At 36.7% G+C, this 20,784-nt stretch carries 10 protein-coding genes; 9 read left to right on the forward strand and 1 reads right to left on the reverse strand.

Features of this window, described 5'->3' with window-relative positions:
- The first annotated feature begins 1,367 nt into the window (after positions 1-1,367).
- From SPI61_RS03350 to SPI61_RS03375, 6 genes are all read left to right on the forward strand, one after another.
- Complete coding sequence (locus SPI61_RS03350; protein WP_321136707.1) at positions 1,368-2,039, forward strand: 5'-methylthioadenosine/S-adenosylhomocysteine nucleosidase; 672 nt, start codon at positions 1,368-1,370, stop codon at positions 2,037-2,039.
- Between the two features lie 97 nt (positions 2,040-2,136).
- The gene (locus SPI61_RS03355; RefSeq protein WP_321136708.1) at positions 2,137-3,846 is read left to right on the forward strand and encodes an ABC transporter ATP-binding protein; all 1,710 of its coding nucleotides are present in this window, start codon (positions 2,137-2,139) and stop codon (positions 3,844-3,846) included.
- Position 3,847: 1 nt separating this feature from the next.
- A complete protein-coding gene (locus SPI61_RS03360) occupies positions 3,848-5,563 on the forward strand; it encodes an ABC transporter ATP-binding protein (RefSeq protein ID WP_321136709.1) in 1,716 nt (571 codons plus the stop codon).
- A gap of 55 nt (positions 5,564-5,618) precedes the next feature.
- Complete coding sequence (locus SPI61_RS03365; RefSeq protein ID WP_321136710.1) at positions 5,619-6,254, forward strand: hypothetical protein; 636 nt, start codon at positions 5,619-5,621, stop codon at positions 6,252-6,254.
- Positions 6,251-8,449, forward strand: coding sequence for a DUF3160 domain-containing protein (locus SPI61_RS03370; protein ID WP_321136711.1), 2,199 nt, complete (start codon positions 6,251-6,253; stop codon positions 8,447-8,449). The genes SPI61_RS03365 and SPI61_RS03370 overlap by 4 nt, the downstream gene beginning before the upstream one ends.
- A gap of 153 nt (positions 8,450-8,602) precedes the next feature.
- On the forward strand, positions 8,603-9,172 hold the full coding sequence (locus tag SPI61_RS03375; protein WP_321136712.1) for a hypothetical protein: 570 nt from the start codon (positions 8,603-8,605) through the stop codon (positions 9,170-9,172).
- A gap of 18 nt (positions 9,173-9,190) precedes the next feature.
- On the opposite strand, the gene pdxS is transcribed toward SPI61_RS03375, so the two are convergent.
- A complete protein-coding gene (pdxS, locus tag SPI61_RS03380; protein ID WP_321136713.1) occupies positions 9,191-10,042 on the reverse strand; it encodes a pyridoxal 5'-phosphate synthase lyase subunit PdxS in 852 nt (283 codons plus the stop codon).
- 127 nt (positions 10,043-10,169) lie between these two features.
- On the opposite strand from pdxS, the gene SPI61_RS03385 reads away from it, so the two are divergent.
- The 3 genes from SPI61_RS03385 to SPI61_RS03395 all read left to right on the forward strand — a co-directional run.
- Positions 10,170-11,510, forward strand: coding sequence for a PLP-dependent aminotransferase family protein (locus SPI61_RS03385; RefSeq protein WP_321136714.1), 1,341 nt, complete (start codon positions 10,170-10,172; stop codon positions 11,508-11,510).
- Positions 11,511-11,689: 179 nt separating this feature from the next.
- On the forward strand, positions 11,690-13,480 hold the full coding sequence (locus SPI61_RS03390) for an LTA synthase family protein (RefSeq protein ID WP_321136715.1): 1,791 nt from the start codon (positions 11,690-11,692) through the stop codon (positions 13,478-13,480).
- A 636-nt stretch (positions 13,481-14,116) separates the two neighbouring features.
- Positions 14,117-20,784: S8 family serine peptidase (locus SPI61_RS03395; RefSeq protein WP_321136716.1), on the forward strand; the 6,668-nt coding region annotated here is incomplete at its 3' end.

The raw sequence follows: 20,784 nt of genomic DNA on the forward strand, positions 1-20,784 counted from the left end.
GTATATTATATTTTTTGGAAAGATAGTCTTTTCCATAGCCATCTTCGTTTTCTTTAATTATTTTTAATTTTTCTTCATATGTTATTTTATTCATTAAAATGCCCCCTTATTTCCGTGTCCGGATTTAAGGGGGCAGTACAGGTTGCCGGTTCTTTTTTATTTGCGGCCCTTTTCGCGATAAACACTTGATTCAATATTTCAGTCGCTGCGACGTACTTGCCAGTACGCCTCGCGCCTAAAATATTTCATCTAAGCGTTTCTCATCGAAAATTCCTCGCAAATAACGGCAGGGGTTGGAGTGATAGTTGATAAAGGGTTTTAGTTTATATTTTTAGATTTATATTTTTGGATTTAAATTTTATATACACATCGTTAGCTGCATGTTGTTATAACAACGAAATCAAATATGCGGCGTGGGTTTGGGTGTGATGTGGATTTGGGTTTATGGGTTCTATATTTTATGTAATCAGCGTTGTTGGTAATAATACATATTCCATATACACAAAAATGGGCGCGAGGATTCAAAGAACCGTCGCGCTACGGATGCGTGTGCGAGTTTATACAGTTAAATAATTTATCGGCGTAGAAAATATTTGTATGTGATATTTTCGGAAATATATTTTATGAACACACAGTTAGCTGTATGTTGTTATAACAACGAAAGTCAAATATGCGGCTCATGTGATATAAGTTCAAAAGTGATTTGAGAATTTTATTTTGTATAATGATTTTTTTGTTCTATATTTTATGTAATCAGCGTTGTTGGTGGGGTTGTAAATTGTTTTAACTTTATATATGGCGGCAGGACATCGTTGTTCCTATCGTCACAACGTATGCCAGCCGCTACAAGCAGTGATTGCGAAATGATACAATTGTATGAATATATAATCGTGGATAAAATTGCGTGTGCTATTTTTGATTATATATTATATATACACATCGTTAGTTGTATGTTGTTATAACAACGAAATCAAATATGCGGCGAGGGTTGGGGTGATAATTGTTTTGACGTTTGGGCTTTATATTGTATATACACACCGTTGTTGGTGAGGTTGTATATTGCATAAACGACATATATGGCGGCAGGACATCGTTGTTCCTATCGTCACAACGTATGCCAGCCGCTACAAGCAGTGATTGCGAAATGATACAATTGTATGAATATATCATCGTGGATAAAATGGCGTGTGCTATTTTTGATTATATATTTTATATACACATCGTTAGCTGTATGTTGTTATAACAACGTACGTCAAATATTTTGGCGTCAACAGGAGCAAAGGATTATAAAACAATTGGCCCATTCCACATATTTGAATTTCTCACCCAAACCATGTATAATTTAAGTAATTGGAGGGATGAGATATATGAATATCGGGATTTTAGTGGCGGTTGAGTTTGACGCTTTTTACAATATATACGGTGAGCCGATTGAGAAGTTCAAGCACGGGTATTTGGAGGTTTTTAAGTATCATATTCACGGAAAGGATGTTTATGTTGCGGCGTCGAATGCGGGGCAGATTAGGGCTTCGATTGCGATGACGACTCTTGTTGAGATTTATCACTGCGAGATTATTTTAAATTACGGCGTGGTTGGAGCACTACGCGAGCAAGAGGTTGAGGAGCTTGCTGTTGTACAAAATGTTGTGCACTACGATTGGGATGTGAGCGAAGTCGATGTAATCGAAAAGGGCAGGTATTCAATGTTTGATTCGACGATGATTCCGGTTTCGAAGAGGCTCGTGGATTTGGCGGTTAAGCTCGATCCGAATCTCGAGAAGGTAAATCTTGCGTCGGGCGACAAGTTTGTCGACAGTCGCGCCGACAGAGAGAAGCTTTATAAGGAGTGGAACTGCGACATTGTCGATATGGAAGGCGCGTCGATTGCTCTTTGTAGTTATCTTTTCGGGGTGGAATGTCTTATGATTAAGGCGGTGAGCGACACTCTTGAGACGGGAGGTCAAGGTTTTTATGAAAATTTTGAGAGAGCAAGCAAAGTTGCGGTGAAACTTATCGACGATTTAATTTTGAATTTGTAGATGTAAAAGCAATCAAAAGGGTTGCTTTTTTTATTGCAAGTAGTATAATTTAGTTAAAGGTATTTTATATTATATTAAAGCTTTAGGGGGGGCAAGCATGAAAGCTATTTTTAATACATATCGCTTGGTGCGAAAACATGCAGGGACAATTTATGTTTTGATTTTGCTTGAAAGTATAATAAGTGCACTTACAGATCCGCTTATTATTTATGCAACAAAGCTTTCGGTCGATTCGATTGTGGGATTTGTAAGCGGCGGTGCAGATGTAAAACCGGTTATATTTTTGGTTTTGTTGTTTGCGTGGAAAGAGTTGTCGAAGTTTTTTAGAAATATTTTGGACATAAAGCTTGAGCAAAGGCTCGAATTAAATTTAAACAAATCGCTTATGAACAAGCTTTCTTTAATTGCAGTTGATGAAATAGAAAAGTCGGAGTTTCAAGATAAGTTAAATCAAATCAAGGACAGACCGCATCTTGCACTTATAGAGCTCTTCAATTCTTCTATTTTAATTTTGTCGACAGTTATTAAGGTTGTCGGTATTGCGTTTGTGTTTTTTAATATTTCCGGAATTCTTGGAATATCTTATTTGATTGCTGCAATTTTTGATATTTTATTTACTTTTATGGCTGTTAATAAGATGAATAAGATGTTTGAAAACACTTCAAGAAATGAACGCGAGATGGAAAATGTAATAGATATTTTGAAAAATAAGGATGCGTTATATGAAATCAAAGTATTTAAGATGAAGGAGTTCTTTTTGAGGAGGTTTGAAAAGTATTCGTCTGCGGTTTTTAAGGAAAGGCTCGACACGACTTTGAAGAGTCAAAATTATCTTCTTTTAAGTTCTGTTGTTAATATTGTTTGGATGGGGCTTGTAATTTTATTTATAGTTTCGAAGCTCCTTGCAAAAGCGATTGGTGCAGGGGACCTTACGGCGATTGTAACGTCAGCATCAAGTACTTTGGATATGGCGGAAGATTTTGTTTATGAAGCATCAACTGTTTCGAACAATGGATATATCGCGAATACGTTGTTTTATATTTTGAGTCACGATGAAAGAAAGGTTGAAAGGAGTTCTAAATATGGAGATGAGATAGAGTTTTCACACGTGAGTTTTAAATATCCGGGCACTCAAAAGATGGTTCTTAACGATTTAAGTTTTAAAATAAACAAGGATAAAGTGACTGCGATTGTTGGAGAAAACGGAGCAGGGAAAAGTACTATAATAAAATTGGTGGCAGGTCTTTATGAGCCGACCGAAGGTTTTGTAAAGATTTCAAATATGAATCCATATTCGATGTCAAATGAAGATATTTCAAACGAGTTGTCGATTGTGTTTCAAGATTTCAAAAATTATGAATTAAGTTTGCGTGACAATATTCTTTTTGGAAAAGCCGGCGATATAGCTGAAGATTTGAGACTTTTGGAGCTTGATAAATACAGCGAAGACACAAATATAGGAAAGCTTGAAGAAGACGGAGTGTATCTTTCGGGAGGAGAGAACCAAAAGCTTGCACTTGCAAGGGCTATTCAAAAGAAATCTGATTTTCTAATATTTGACGAGCCGACAGCCTCGATGGATCCAATGGTTGAAGCTAAGATGTATGACAATATTTTGAAGGTTTTAAAGAGTCGTGGTGCAATAATTATCACTCACAGGTTGGTTCTTTCAAAATTGGCGGACGATATAATTGTGCTTAATGAAGGAAGAATTATAGAGCGTGGAAGTCACGACGAACTTATGAACAAGGGTGGAATTTATAAACAGATGTATGACGAACAGTCGGGTTGGTACAAGGAGAATTAAAATGTTTGAAGTATTAAAAAAGGTATTTAGAATTACCCCTTTCGGAACTGCATATGTGTTTTTTTATCATATAGTATCAGGAATTTTTGTTGCGCTGAAGCTAAATTTCACGATGAATATAATCGAGTCCGGATATAAATATATCATTGATAGCGGGGATATAAATTCGGTTATAAGATACGGGATTTATCTTTTGGCATTAATTTTTGTGGAAAGACTGATGGAGTATTTTTATGCCATTTTGATGAACGGATTTTTATATGAAAAGTCCGACAACAGATTTAAATATGATGTCGCACACAAGCTTACTGAAATTGAGATGATAAAATTTGAGGACAGGGAATTTTTGTCAAATTTGGAAAGGGCTTCAAATGCGGTCGACGATGAAAGAATGAGCACATGTGTACATTTGATGGCGAGAATTTTGGGAGAGGTTGTAGAAGTTGTTTTAATTCTTTTAACGCTTCTTTCATACAGCAGATATTTGGTATATCTTGCACTTCTGACAGTTGTTCCGTATTTTGTGACTAGAATAATTAGAGGAAAGGCATTTTATAAGCTGAAGAATATAGAGATATATGACGAAAGAAAATTGAATTATTTATATAGTATATTTACAGATGCAAAAATCAACAGAGAGATAAAGCTAAACGACAGTTCAGATTTTTTTGTGAACAGATATGAAAATATTTTTGCGGATGTGGGCAACAAATATTATAATGAGAGGTTAAAGGATGCAAAGTCACTTTTGTTTTGTGATATATTGAGCGTGATTTCTTATTCGTTTGCGGTAATATTAACTATAAAACTTGCATTCAGTCGCGACATTGCCATCGGGATGATGGGAGCGGCGCTTATTGCTTTTAGAAATATGCAGTCAAGCACAAAGGAAATGATTACCTCGATCGGAAATTTGCCGAAAAACTTGATGTTTGCAAATGATTTTATAAATTTTATGAACACGGAAGAAGAAAAGAGAACTTTCGACGTTGAGTTCGGGAATGTAGAAATGGAAGATGTTTCATTTATTTATCCGAATTCGGAAAACGGAATAAAAAATATAAATGCTGAAATCAAAGAAGGAGAGTCGGTTGCAATTGTCGGTTACAACGGTTCCGGGAAAACGACATTTACAAAGGTCATAAGCGGAATTTATAAATCCGATGGAAAAATAGTTGTTGGAAATTCAAATATGAACTTTTCGGGAATTTCTTTTGATGATTATACGATTGTTCCGCAAATCAGAACAGAAACAAACCTGACTGTCGGGGAACATATTTCGTCGAAAGAGAATTTCGATTCTGAAAAAGTCTGCGAAAAACTTAGATTCGTTGGGCTTTCAAAGTTATGCGATGAAGAAATTTTGAATACAAGAATCGGAAAAGAGTTTGACGGAATTGAACTTTCGGGTGGAGAAAGAGAAAGGCTTGATATTGCGCGGGCGTTATATGAGGATAAAAAGTTAATCATTATGGACGAGCCGACTTCAACACTTGATCCGATGGAGGAAAGTGCGATTTTAAAGAAATTTATAGAAATATCAAAAAATATAACGTCTATAATTGTCACTCACAGACTTGGCATTACAAAGTTTGTGGACAAGGTTATAGTATTTAAAGACGGCGAGATTATCGCAAGCGGAACACACGAAGATTTGATGGAAAAGTGCGAACACTATAGAAATATGTATAACGAACAAAGTCGTTTTTATTTATAAAAAGTTTACAGCATCCCTTTATATGTGGTATAATATAGTAAAGTGGGTGCTTTTTATGTGGAAAAAATTTCTCGTGGTGACAATTGTTTTGTTAATTGCTTTATTTGTTTTTTCAAAGGAGTCGGTTTCTTTTGATGTGGTTGACGACGACGGAAAGCCGGTTACGCTCACTCTTAGAAAGAGACGATTTCAGAAGTTTTACAACGAGGTCACTTTGAGCGACGACGAGAATGTTAAGACCCATGTTTTTAAGGACAAGTACACTTTAAATATTTGGAAGTGGCAGACGGGGCGAGTGAACGATGAGAACAACGAGGATGTTGTTTTCGGGGTTTACAATATCGCACCGCACCACAGAATTATGACGAATCGCGTTTTTATTTATACGGTGAAAGATTTGGAGCTACAGCCGAAGTTTCGTGCGTCGAGGCTCACTTATCCGATTTCGGATTTCACGCTTTATGACATCGATGGCGACGGTTATGACGAGGTTGTGGCGATTGAAAAGTATAAGGGCGAATCATATATAAGCGCGTACAAGGAATATGATTTAAAAATTGAGAGAGTTTATTTCGACAAGTTTTCGTTTGAAATTTCTCGCTTTCTTGAGGACGGGGAAAATTTGTCGGTTGAAACGGAGAAAGGCACATTTAATGTAGGACTGAAAAATAAGGAGGTTTATTTAAAATGAGGAAGAAGTTATTACTTTTGACAGCGTTTATGCTCACGCTCACAGCATGCAAATCGGGCGTAAAAGACGGCGATACAAAGACGACCGACGACAAGGAGATTGTGTCCGAGGTCGATAAGGATGAACAAAAAGATGAACAAAAAGAAAAGGAAAAGATTGCGGATCTTTTAAGTTTTATTATAAATAAGGAAGACGCAGCTCCGATTTATCCGGAGTTTAAGGATGCGGAATACACTGTAACTTCAAAGCCGTATGACTTTTCGGAGTTTTTTAAGAGCCTTGAAACAAGCAACGACGATGACATAAAGTGGCTTTTAAAAAATGAGCGCATGAAAAATTCATTAAAAGAAAATGGATTCGGCGTGATATACGGACTTTATGAGCAACCATTTGCGATTTATGATCAAAATCAATACACTTATTCGAATTCGTTTATCACGACCGATTCGGCAATGCATCTTTTTCACGTGATTTATCTCGGAATGATGGAAGAGCTTGAAACCGGAACGCTTCGTGACAAGCTTACAAATCTTTCAATAAGGATGTATGAAAACAGTCTTAAAAATTACAACGAAGGAAGCGAAGAAACAAAGCCGTATGCTTTGAAAAATGCAGCTCTCTTTTATACAGGACTGAAGATTTTAAACGACGGAGCGGGGATTGATGCTCCGGCTGAGGTGAAGGAACTCGCATCAAAAGAACTGCAAAATATTGAGGGAGAAGCTGCTGCGGTTTCCAATATTACCGGAAACGAAGTTGACTACTCTCAATTTAAACCGCGCGGAAATTACACTAAGTCGGAAGAGCTGAAGACATATTTCAAGGCGAATATGCTTTATTCCCAAAACAAGTTTGTCGTTCGAGACAACACGGGAGCGGTGAACAAGGAAAATTTGAAATCGACAATAGTCATGACTGACGGAGTTTTGAAGGACAAGAAGAGTTATGATTTGTGGCTTCAAATATATAATCCTATATCTTTTTTGGTTGAAAACAGCGAAGATTTGACACCGATAGGGCTTTATGAAATGATTTCGAAGCATGCATCGTCGTTCGATTTGAACGAGATGTTAAAAGACGATGTGATAGAAGGAGTTTCAAAGGAAATTCAAGCTATGGAAGGTCCGTCAATTAAACCGCAGGGCGGTGTGACATTCGGATTTTTACCGCAAAGGGCGGTCATCGACAATGTGTGGCTCCAAAATCTTTTGGAAAACACTCCGGACAGCAGAAGACCGCTCGCATCGGGACTCGATGTGATGGCTGTTATGGGAAATGAAACTGCGGAAAAAAGAGTTACAACCGATGAAAAGAACCTTTTGTGGCCGGACTTTTTGGACAAGTTTGAAGAGACAAAGGCTGCCGCATCAAATATGGGCGACAAAGAAAAATCAAACATTTACAGGGCATGGCTCTGGATGTTACGCGCAAATAACCAAGACTACAAAGACGGATATCCTTTCTTTATGCAAAGCGATTTGTGGAAGATTAAAGATTTGAATTCGTCGCTTGCATCGTGGGCACAACTGAAACACGACACTATTCTCTATGCAAAGCAATTCGGTGCGGAAATGGGCGGATTTGACGAAAGAAAGACCTATAACTATGTCGAGCCGAACATCGACCTCTACAATCGTTTGATTTGGATTACGGATTTCACGCTCGAAAATTCAGACAAATACAATTTGTTGGATGAGAGCAGAAAAGAGGTATTGAAGTCGTACAAAGACATGCTTCAGTTCTTCATAGAGGTCAGCAAGAAAGAACTGAATGATGAAAATATAACCGACGAAGAAAACGAAAGAATGGCGACAATTGCAGGCGAGATGGAAAATATTTTCATCGCATTCGACAAGGCACCGGAAGAAGAATTTAGCGTTCCGGCATCTGAGAGAAACATGACGAATGTTGCGGACATTCAAGACGTCGGTAAAAACTCGGTCGGCATTCCTGTGGGCCACAAGCTCGAAGTGGGCTCCGGCAGATTCTCGACAATCTACACGATTTATAGATTTAACGGTGAGTACAAAATCGGAAGCGGCGCTATAATGAACTATTATGAGTTCTTGAGTCCGACGAGACTTACTGACGAGGAAATGAGCGAAAAAATTGAAAAGACATATTTCGGTGACATCGAAAAAGGTGAAGAGGCGGAACCGTTCTTTAAAGATCTTTTCATTCCGGATGCATATTAATAAATTGAATTTTAAAGCACCCGAACGTTCGAGGTTTGGGTGCTTTTTATGTATAGGCTGTGTGCGGAAATTAAGACTAAAATTTTAACCTTTTTGTTGAATAAAATAGAAAAAATTGGTGTATAATAGTTTTAATGAAGGGAGTTTATCCAAATGAAAAAAATTGCAATTGTTATACTTGCGGCGGCTTTAATGATCTCTTATTACGGATGCAAAAGCGAGCCGGATAAGTCGACAAATTTGCCGGCGGTCAGCGATGAATCGAACAAGGAACTCATTCAAAAGACTTTTACACGTCTTTATGATCAGGTTGAACTTTTTTATGAAGCGAAAGGCGATTATAATCTATTTTTTTCAAACGCACATGACTTTGTTGAAAAGAAGAAAACCGAAGAAAATAAATTTCAAAAGTACATTTCGGATCTCGACGGATATTTTACTTCCGATTTGCTTACAAATCTTATAAACAAGGGAGAAATCCCGAGCGACGAGTATGCGAAAGCGGGTTACAACAAAGCAGAAGTCACGATAAATTCAATCGACAAGGAAGATTCGCACTATGTCGTGAATTATTCTGTGAAATACACCGGAGTAAACGAAGACACCGTCGACTACGAGATTAAAGTCGAGGTCGAGGACGGCAAGATTAAGACGCTTGATGCGCCGAAGGGAATCGGCCTTCCGAATTTAAATACTGTAAACAAAATGAGCCAAGCACTTTAGTGTGCCGGCTCTTATTTTTTATCTCATAGCCATTATAACGTCGATTTCGTCTTCGTTTAGACCGACCATCGCTTCTCCGAGTCCGGTTTGTGCTTCGAGCACTTTTTTCGGATTGTCGAAGTTTTCGACCGCCATAACAATTCTCTTTGCGCGTACTTCCGGGTCGCTCGATTTAAAAATACCGGAGCCGACGAACACGCCTTCCGCACCGAGCTTTCTCATGAGCGCCGCATCCGCAGGAGTTGCAACTCCGCCTGCGCTGAAGTTTAAAACCGGGAGCTTGCCGTTTTCATTTACATATTTTACAAGTTCATATGAAACGCCGATTTCTTTTGCAAAGTTGAAAAGCTCGTCTTCTCTCATATTGTGAACTTTTCTTATGTCGGACATAATCGCTCTCATGTGGCTTACTGCTTGAACGACGTCGCCCGTTCCCGCTTCGCCTTTTGTACGAATCATCATTGCCCCTTCTTCGATACGTCTTAGAGCTTCGCCGAGATTTCTCGCACCGCACACAAACGGTGTTTTAAATTTCGTCTTGTCCACGTGGTAAACGTCGTCGGCAGGGCTTAAAACTTCGGATTCGTCGATGAAGTCGATTCCCAGTTCTTCGAGAATTTGTGCTTCGACGAAGTGTCCGATTCTGACTTTTGCCATAACCGGAATTTTAACGGTGTCCATAATTTCTTTTATCATTTTCGGGTCGCTCATTCTTGAAACGCCACCGGCAGCTCTTATGTCCGCAGGAATTCTTTCGAGCGCCATGACTGCAACAGCACCCGCATCTTCAGCGATTTTTGCCTGTTCAGGATTTGTGACGTCCATGATGACGCCGCCTTTTAAACTTTTCAGTAATTTTTTTATTTCCATAATATAACCTCCAATAAATTTTATATAGATTATAACATCAAATCTGTTACCATTGAAGACACAATTTTAGAAAAAAATATGGATATAAAATAAAAATTGTGATATAATAAAAATGGAGGCGATATTTATGAAGCTTTATGAAAGCGTATACAAACAAATAGAAGAAGATATAAAAAGCGGATTTTACAGAGAGGGGGAAAAACTGCCTTCAATCATAGGATTTACAAAGAAATACGGAGTCAGCAAGAACACGGTTTTGAAGTCGATGGAGCTTTTGGAATATGACGGACTGGTATATTCAAAAAAGAAAAGCGGATTTTATGTGGCGGACAATCTGTACCCAAAATTAAAGGTCACAAATGTACATAAGCGCGCATTTAAAAAGAGCGAGGATTACAAATACGACCTTTCGCCGAACGCTGTCGCATATGACGAATTTCCGATTGCAATTGTGAAAAGACTGATGACGGAGGTTTTAAACGACGACTACGACACGCTTTTCAGTCCGACCGAACCGCAAGGCTCGCTAGAGCTCAGAGAATCAATCGCATATATTTTAAATCGCATAAAAAATATAAAAGTTGCGCCGGAGAATATTATTGTTAGCTCCGGGATGGAGTATCTCTATCAGATAATTCTTGAGCTTATTCCCGGTGACTCGATTTTTGCGATTGAAAATCCCGGATACGATGTTGTGCCGACGCTTTTAAACGCGAGAAAGTTTCCATACATCGACATCGATTCGGAAAATGTTAAAAAGGGCATAAACACACTTATAAATTCAAATGCAAATGTGGTTTGCACGACTTCGATGCACCAATTTCCGATTGGGCGCACGATGAGCGCTTCCGAAAAAAATGCTATAATAAATTGGATGAAATCCTCAAAGAATAACTATATTATCGAAGATGACTACGACAGCGAATTTAGATATGCACCGGTTCGAAGCGAGAGGATTTACACGATGTCGGACGGTGAGAGGACGATTTATATCGGGAGCTTTTCGAAGTCAATAGCTCCGTCTATCAGGTGCAGCTATATGATTCTTCCGGAGGAGCTCATGAAGAGATACGAAGAAACATTGCCGTTTATGGCGTGCCCGATTCCGTCGATTTGGCAAAAGTTTTTGACCAAGTTTATCGACAAACACTATATTCGTCACGTCAACAAAATGATTAAACTTTATAAGGGCAGACGCGAAAAGATGATTGAGCTTCTTGAAAATTCTTCGAAAGTGAAAAGAATTATTGCGGAGCCTGTCGGAATGAATATTTTGGTTGAGTTAAAAACGCAAAAAAGCGACACGGAAATTGCTAAAGCCGCCGAGGAAAAGGGCGTGCTCGTCTTTCCTTTAAGTAGATATCTTCGCGGAACCAAACCGACCGGCACATATCTTTCGCTCGGATTTGCCGCACTCGACGACGAAAAAATGGAAAAAGCGATTGCGATACTTTTGAAGTGTTGCTAGAAATATTAAAACATTGACACGTGGACACACGTGTCTTTTTTTATGGGAGTGGGAAGGAGTTTGTTAAAATTTTCGGTTTTCTACAAAAGACTAACACATTTTTAATAAATACTTGAATTTACACGGATTTATTGAATACATGTAAAATTTGTGCTATAATTCAACTGAAAGAGGTTATTATGAAATCGAAATTTAAAAATTTGACAACTTCATTTTTGCTTATTTTAATATTGTCATTTTTGCTTGCGGGCGTTTCGTTTTTCTTTGTTGACGTTGACTACAATTTCAACGATATAAAACCGTTTTTGGAAAATACAAAATTATTTGTTTTGAATTTTCTGCCGATTTTAATCACGATGCTCGTGCTTTTTTCCGTTACGGGAAAGCTCAGCGCAAGTTTTTTAATCACGACTGTGGCGGTTTTTGCAATTGGAATTACGAACACGACAAAGCTGGTCTATAGAGACGAACCTTTCAGATTCGCGGACATTTTTCTTGCCGGCGAAGCAAAGGACATGGTTGAGGCAAATTTTAAAATACAGTGGCCTGATTGGCTTGGAAGCGCTGCAATAATTGTGCTTGCAGTGTTTTTTGTGCTGCTCTACTTGGACAAGGATATGAAAAAGGTGTTTACGAGAAATATGTTCATGCATCTCGTTGCGCTCAATTTGTTTTTCAGTGTCATTATGTCGCAAGTTATTTTCAGCAAAGAAAACTACAAATCGACGTCGATTGAAGGCTACAACAAATGGCTTGAGAGTGAAATAGTAAAGTCGAAAGGCATGATTTATCCGTTCACATATTCGATAAAAAATATGTTTGAAACGGCGCCGAAAGACTATTCGAAAAAGGCTGTCGATGAAATTTTAAAAGACTACAAGGGTGCGCCGATTCCAACGGATAAGCGTGTGAATATAGTTGCGGTTATGTTGGAAAGTTTCAACGACTTGTCAAAATTTGACGGAGTGAATTTCAAGGAAAATCCGTACGAATATTATAATCTCGTGAAAGAAGAGAGCATTCACGGAAACCTCGTCGTGAACATTTTTGGAGGCGGCACGATAAATACGGAGCGTTCTTTTATCTCGAGCATGTACAAACCGCCGAGATACGAGAGTCCGCAAAATTCGATTGTGAGATATTTGAAGGCTAATGATTATTACACAGAGGCGTTTCACCCGAACACCGGGAAATTTTACAACCGCACGGAAACAAATAAAAATGTGGGATTTGACAAATTTTGGTGCGATGAAAACATGTTTGAGGGCGTTGTGAAAAAAGGCGAAATTCTTCCGGATGAAATTTTGAAAGACTATATGATAAAAGGTTTTGAGGACAACAAAAAAACCGGAAAGCCGTATTTCGGCTTCACGGTCACAATGCAAAATCACGGTCCGTATTATTTCTATGAACCGCACAAATACTACTATGACAACATTTATAATGTTGAGGAAAAATATTACTACACGACAAACAACTATCTTATGGGGATAGAAAAGACATCGAAATTTATGTACGATTTGACGGAGTATTTTAAAAATGAAAGCGCTCCGACAGTTCTCGTGTTTTTCGGGGACCACAACCCTTCGCTCGGACCGAACGACGAAGGCTTTAAATCGCTCGGCATCGACATGGCTTCGGACAACATCGACAGTTTCCTTGCGAAATACCAAACACCTTATATAATTTGGGCGAACGGCTCCGCAAAGGAAGTTCTCGGCAAGGATTTTGTCGGAGAAGGTCCGGATATTTCAGCGATGAACCTCGCACCATATCTATTTAAGGAACTTTCATTCCCCGGCGACGACGTCATGCAATTTAAAAAAGAAATGATGGAAACCGTCCCGGTCTACACGAACTCATTTGTAAAAGTTTGCGGCGAATATTGTGCAACGGATGAGCTGGATGAGGGGATGGAGAGGGAGATAAAGTTTGTGGACTATTATTATAGAAACACAATTAAGAGATAGGGTATTTGCGGTTATTTTCGCGATAAAGTTATGAGAATGTATGATGTTGCAAACGCAGGACGTAGCGGGACGGCACTGTGTGTCCTCCCGCAAAAAAGCCTCACTCCTAAAATATTTCATCTAAGCGTTTCTCATCGAAAATCCCTCGCAAATAAAAGTGTTTACGGATGTAGAATTGGTTTGAAAAACACGAAATCAACCGTTTCTCATCAAATTATCATCGCAAATAACAGTGTTTATAAAGAATCGGTATCGCCGGTTCTTTTTTTGTGTGCTTATGAATTGTATAAAATTGCACACGCCCGTAGGTAGCGGCGACCAGTTTTTTTATCCATCGAACAGAAATCTTTGATTTCGTCGTGAGATGAGATAAAAAGGTGTATCGCCGCAAAGAGGGAGAATGGGTGAAGAAATTTTGAAAACGTTGATGTTGTTGCTCCTTAAAAATGGCAAATGATGAACGATTTTTAGAAATTTTTCTGAAATTGCAATCCATAGTGAAAAAATATTTTATGTTTGAGATAAAATTTTCAAATTTATATTGCAAGTTCATATTTCTGTATGATATAATTATAATAGAAGAAGAGTGATTTAAATCACATAAATTCTTTTTCATAATTATACGGAGGTTGGTATATGAATACAAGGAAAATTGCTATTTTGCTTGCAGTTTTACTTTTTATCGGTACTTTGCCGGTTGTAAATCTTGCAGCTGAAAGCGAAAAAGAAAAGAGTGATTATATTGTTGAAACAAAGTTTAATGATTCACAATATTTAGCGTTGAGAGATGAGGGAAGATATGTTGAAGCAATCGATGTTTCGAATCCTTATTTAGAAGAGAAAGAGAAGATTTTAAAAGATTTAGGTATAAAAATTAAAGGGAGACTACATATTTTGTTTGTCGGTTTCCAAGTTGAATTGGATGCCGACGAATTGAAGCAGGTTGAATCGCTTGATTTTGTTAAGAAGGTTATTCCTGATGTAGTATTTGAAGTTGAAAAGCCAATTGATAATTCTTTTTCATATATGAAAAGTGATAGTTTAGGAAGGAAATTAAACTCTAAATATGATAACTCGATTTCATTGATGTCCACAAAACGTTCAGGAAGAAACTCAAATGATGAGATAAGGCCATCGATGATTTCATCTCCTGAACTTATTGGTGCTGATGAAGACTTAAGAAGGGTTTATAGTGGTAAAGGGCGACTTTTAGCTGTTGCGGACAACGATATGTATCCGGGGCACGAAGCTTTTAATCAAAGTCTTTCGAATCCCAAGTTAACTTTTGATTCTTTTATGAGAATTCTTCCAAATTTAACATATCAAAATCAAAATGTAACGCGCGATGCATATTACAGTGAAAAGATTCCATACGCTTGGAACTTTGCAACGGATAACAATGTTTTGAATACATCTGATGTCATTAGTGGTCACGGCCAACATATTGCAGGAATAATGGTTGGAAAACCTATGAATGTAAATGGCAGAATGTGGCGAGGCATTGCACCTGATGCGCAATTAGCAATGATGGGATTGAGCGGTGGAACTATGACTTCGGCAATTGAACACGCGACACTTCTTGGAGCGGATGCTATAAATATTAGTTTGGGAACTGCAAAGGGGAAAAGAGAAGATTTTTCTTATGCAATTTATGCGATGCTTGAACAAGCATATACAGGAGGTATAAATGTTGTTTTTGCTGCAGGTAATGAGGGCGACTACAAGGGCGATATTTCAATTTTAACTCCTGACTACGGCAATATTGACGACCCGGCTTTTATTAATAACATTATTTCCGTCGGTTCAATAGAGAACAAGACGATTACAGGATACACTGTTCAAGTAAATGGAATTGATTACAGCGTAAGCCCGTCGAATATCGGAGGATTATTTCCGACCGGCAACAATGAATATGTTTTCGCCGGTTACGGTAGACCTGAAGATTTTGAAAATATAGAAGTAAACGGTAAAATTGCACTTATTAAACGTGGTGAAAATTTCTTTAATGACAAGATTGAAAATGCAGAAAAAAATGGTGCAATTGGTGCAATTGTATACAACAATGTTGCCGGAGAAATGGGAATGAGTCTAGATGCAAAGCGTGTGCATATTCCTTCTGTTGCAATGTCTCTTGAAGATGGAGAGGTATTAAAATCTGCAACGAATAAGATTTTCAATTTTACGGGTAAGCCTACAATTATGCAAAATCCTAAATACGGAGAAATAAGTTCATTTACAACTTATGGACTTACAGCTTACGGAGATCTTAAACCGGACATTGTTGCTCCAGGAGGCGCAATTTATTCAACTCAAAATACAAAAGACACATTCACAAATATGAGTGGAACATCGCAAGCGGCACCTCATGTCACAGCTTCAATTGCTCTTTTGCGTGAATATATGGCTGAAGATTCGAAGTTTAAAAATGTAGGTCATGAAGAAATGGCTTCTGTTGTAAAGACACTTCTAATGAACTCAGCAGTTCCACATATGGATCCTGTTACAAAGGTTGCAAGCTCACCAAGACGTCAAGGAGCTGGAGTTTTGGACATAAAGAAGGCAATGGGTGTTGAATACACCGTTGTGAATGCTGCTACAAATATTCCAAGTGCATTTATAAATAATGTGGAAAACACAATCCATTTTAATTTAAAATTCAAGAATTACACAAATGAAGAAAAAAATATTGTGCCGTCAATTGCTACTACTATAGAGGCAAAAGACGGAACAATAATTAGAAGAAGACCGGAAGAACTTTTTGCAAAGAGTTTAGCAGAGCAAAAATTCACATTGGGAGCTTATGAAGAAAAAGTTGTATCTCTGAATGTAGAATTAGAGAATCTGGATAAATTGCAAGATTTTAAAAATGGGGCATTCATTGATGGTTATCTGACGTTTGTAGATGATAAATCAAATATTATTTCATTCCCATTTGCTTCATTTAAAGGAGACTTTGAAAGACTCAGTATGGTTGAGAAGCCGCTTTATGAATTTGATTTCAATACTGAACATCCGATGTATTGGAATTACAATTTCGAAGACAATCCATGGCACAAGTTCTCAACGCATATTGAAACAAATATAAATGATAAAGATGTTATTGCAGGGGTTAAAAATTTTGAAGATATAAAACTTGAAGGTAAGAAAAGAACGAATCCTGTTTTTGAAGATATTGTTTTGAGCCCGAATAATGACGGATATTATGATAAGATGAAATTGCATGTGGTTTCAGTAAGGTCAGGAAGCGGATTGTACAATATTAAAAATGAATCTAATCAAATTGTGTTATCTTCGGAATATGACAGACATATGTTCCAAAATTTCAGCGATGGACCGGATTTTTCAGGGGAAAGACAAATTGGATATACCGCATTTAAAGAGAGTGAGATAGAAAAACTTGATGACGGCTTGTACACTCTTGAAATAGGCGGAGCACCAATCAGAGACGAAGGTAAAAAAGTTGAAAATATTTTTAAGGATTTTATTAAGTTCAGAATAGATACAATTGCACCTCAATTTAAGTTTGTTTCATACGATGAAGAAAGTCGCAAATATGTTTTTGAAGTAAAGGATGCTTCAGAAATTAAAGAGACATATTTTGAATTAGAAGGTAAGAAATATTTGCTCAATGACAATGAATTTATTGTTCCGGACAATGCAAAATTGGAAGATATTACGATTTCTGCGCTCGATGCTGGACATAATTTGGGAAAAGTTAATGCAAATGTTTTAAAAAATGTGGATGACTATGGAACGGTTAATATTAATATTGACAGTCCAAAACATGATATGCCGTTGAATCTTAAATATAGTCTAAAAGATGAAAACGGGGGTGAATTTAATACAGGAGAACTTATTCCTAATGGAAATTATAAGTTGAGAGTTGAAAGCTATTATCCGCTCTACAATTTGGAAGGTGCGGAAGAATATGACATCGTACTTGACAATGAGACAAAAGAAGTAAATATTGATTTGAAATTCAGCTTAAAAGAAAATACGGAATATAAGCTTTTTGTTATGCCGTCATTTGTATCTCCTTCGGAAAGTGAAAAGTTTATCGTTAAAGCAGTTTCGAAATCAAATGAAGATGTTTATACATTTGATGGTAAAACTGGAAATTATATTTGTTTCCTTCCATTTGGTGAATACAAGTTGAGCTATGAATTTAAAGATAAAAGTGATGAAAACAAATACATTGTTTCTTTCACAAATGAAGAAATATCTGTAGCAAAACAAAATCCTTATAATTGGATTAACATTGATGAAAAATTCGATGTAAAAATTAACTATGTCTTAAATGCTGAAGAGCCAATTAAAGAACAAATCAAATTTAAAATTACAAACAGATATATCGGGGAAGTAAGTCCATCAGATTTACAGATAGATACAAAATACACGATTACTCCTATAGACATTCCTGAAGGTTATTATTCAGTTCCGGAATCTATAGAAATTGAGTTTAATAACGAAAAGCTTACATGTGATGCCGAATTTACAATTCTAAAAAAGGGAGAAAAGAATTATAATTTAGAAATCAAAGATAATATTGAATCAGCAAAATATATAATATACACCGAAAATGATTTTAACGGTAGCAAAGAAAATCCGATTAAAGTAAATGATAAGAATGTAAGGTTAGAAGCAGGAAAGTACTATATTACAGGGGAACCTACGGACAAGATGTATTTTGCAGGTGTTGATAAGGAAAATCCTAAACAATTTGCATCTGTCATAATTTTAAAAGATACAGTTTTGGATTTAAATTGGATAGAGTATGGACAAAGAAAGTATTATAAAATGTTTACTGTTCGTTCAAATGAATCCGATATAGAAGATTTTACTATCATTATAAAAGACGCTGACAATAATACTGTTGCAACTCTACCATATAACTCATCTGCGAGAAATGTAGGAACTCAACTTAAAGAAGGAGCATATACTATTGAAATTCCTGAAGTTCAAGAAGCTTTTGATTTGTCAGTAAACAATTTTAAATGGACAACTTACGATTTTAATAGAGATGGTAGGACGCTTTATATAGATATTATTAGTGCACCACCTGTAAATGTTTCAATTCAATTTGAAAACGAAGGATATCCGGTAGATGATTTAGAATTTAAGATAGACGGACAATTATATAATGAAAAGCAAATTGATCTTTCAATTGGAAAACACAGTTTGGAATTGGTTTCTGATAAATATAAACTTATAAAATCACCGAGAGAATTTGATGTAAATAGAACAACTGATATAATAAAAATTAAAGTTGTAAGAATTGAAGAAACTATAGATCCGGTAGACAAAGTTGATTTGGAACAGCTGATTCTTGATTGTTATGATTTGAACCGCACAGATTCGTTTAAAGAGATCAATGAAAGTGATAAATCAAATTATAATGAAGCGTTGAATTCGGCGAAATCAGTTCTTGATAATCCGGATGATTTAAAAAATGAAGTTGAAACAGCTTTAAATAATCTAAAACAAGAAATGAATGATTTGATAGGTGATTACGATGAATACTTCAAACAAGAGTTAAGAAAATTGATTGGAGATGCTGAAGAAAAAAGTCAAAGTTATCTTTATGATGGAGCTTCGGACGATGCGAAACAAAATTTTGACAAAAGATTAAATGAAGCCCAAAATACGAATTTTGATGATATAGATCATATTAAGAATTCATACTTTGGATTAAAAGAAGCTATAGATTCACTTGACGGAGAAAAGCCTATAGATTTCACGGAACTTGATAAGCTTTTAAGTGAATACGAAAACGTTTTAAATAGCGATGTATACAAGAATTCTACATCAGAAGAAAAAAGAAATTATCTAATTGCAATTGATGATGCAAAAAATCTTAAAAAATCATCAGATGTAACAAATAATAAAATAGACGAGACGATAAATAGTATAAATGAAGCAGTGGCTGCTTTAAGTGGAAAGGTTAAAGATGAAAAAACTGAAAAACCGTCAGTTAAAAAGGTAACTGTAGGTGATGATAAAATTTCAGGAACAGCATCGCCGAAATCCACAATAAGAGTAAACATTAACGGAATTGACTACACGTCAACGGCTGTAAATGACGACGGAGAATTTGTTGTAGCAGTTCCTAAAATAAGTGCAGAAAGTAAAATCTTTGTGTACTCAACGAAAATAGGATATTTAGAATCAGACCCGGTCGAAGTTAAAGTAGAAGCAAATGAAGATAAGAGATTAGAGGAACTTATTGATGAATATGATGAATTTATAAATTCCGATTATTTTAAGATAAGTTCAGAAACTATAAAGAATAAATATACAAATGCTGTGGAACTTGCAAAGAGAATGATTAATGGAAATCTTTCGAATGATGAAAGAAATGATTTGGTAAATTCTATTGAATCTGCAAAGAAAGTTATTTATATGAATGCAGTAACAGTTACTTTTGAAACAGAGGAAGGTACTTTTAGCGAAGATTCTAAGACGAAACTGGTTCTAACAAAAGGTTCTACTTTTAAAGAGGCGATAGAAATTCAAGGAATCTCTATCATACCTAGAATTATTGAACCTGATAACAGAAAGTTTATAGGATGGGCTGACAAAAATAGTAAAAATAAAGTCTATAAAAAAGATTTGAGCGATTATGACTATTCTATAAATGAAGATGTTTCATTTATCGCAATCTTTAAAACAGAGCCTATAGATCCGACTCCAACACCAGACGAACCGATAATACCGGAACCTGACTATCCGGTAATTCCTGATAGACCAAGACCACACAGACCGACGACACCTACAAAAGACATTGTAAAAGACACAACAAAACCGGTTGAAAAACCTGTCGAAGAAAAGAAAGACTACGGAATTGTTGAAACAATGCCGACAATTGCAGCAACATTCTCAGACCTACCTGAAAATGAAGCAGCAGGTTCGATCATGAACATGGTTGCACGCGGAATTCTTAAGGGAATGGACAACGGAAAATTTGAAGGAGAACTCCCGATAACAAGAGCAATGGTTGCAACAGTACTAAAGAGACTCTCAAAAGACCAAACAATCAACAATGTAACGAACTTCAAAGACGTAAAAGATACAGACTGGTTTGCAGAAGCAGTTAAATGGGCACAATCACAAGGCCTCATCAAAGGCTACGAAGACGGCACATTTAAAGCAAACAACCTCGTAACACGTCAAGAACTTGCAGTCATTATTGAAAGATTCCTGAAAATCCACGGAATTACAATGGAAGAAATAAAAGAACTTTCATACAAAGACCTCGACACATTGCCTGCATGGAGCAAAGATGCTATCATCGCAATGGCAAAAAT

This window comes from Ezakiella sp., from assembly GCF_034180565.1.
In the GTDB taxonomy this organism is placed as follows: Bacteria; Bacillota; Clostridia; order Tissierellales; family Peptoniphilaceae; genus Ezakiella.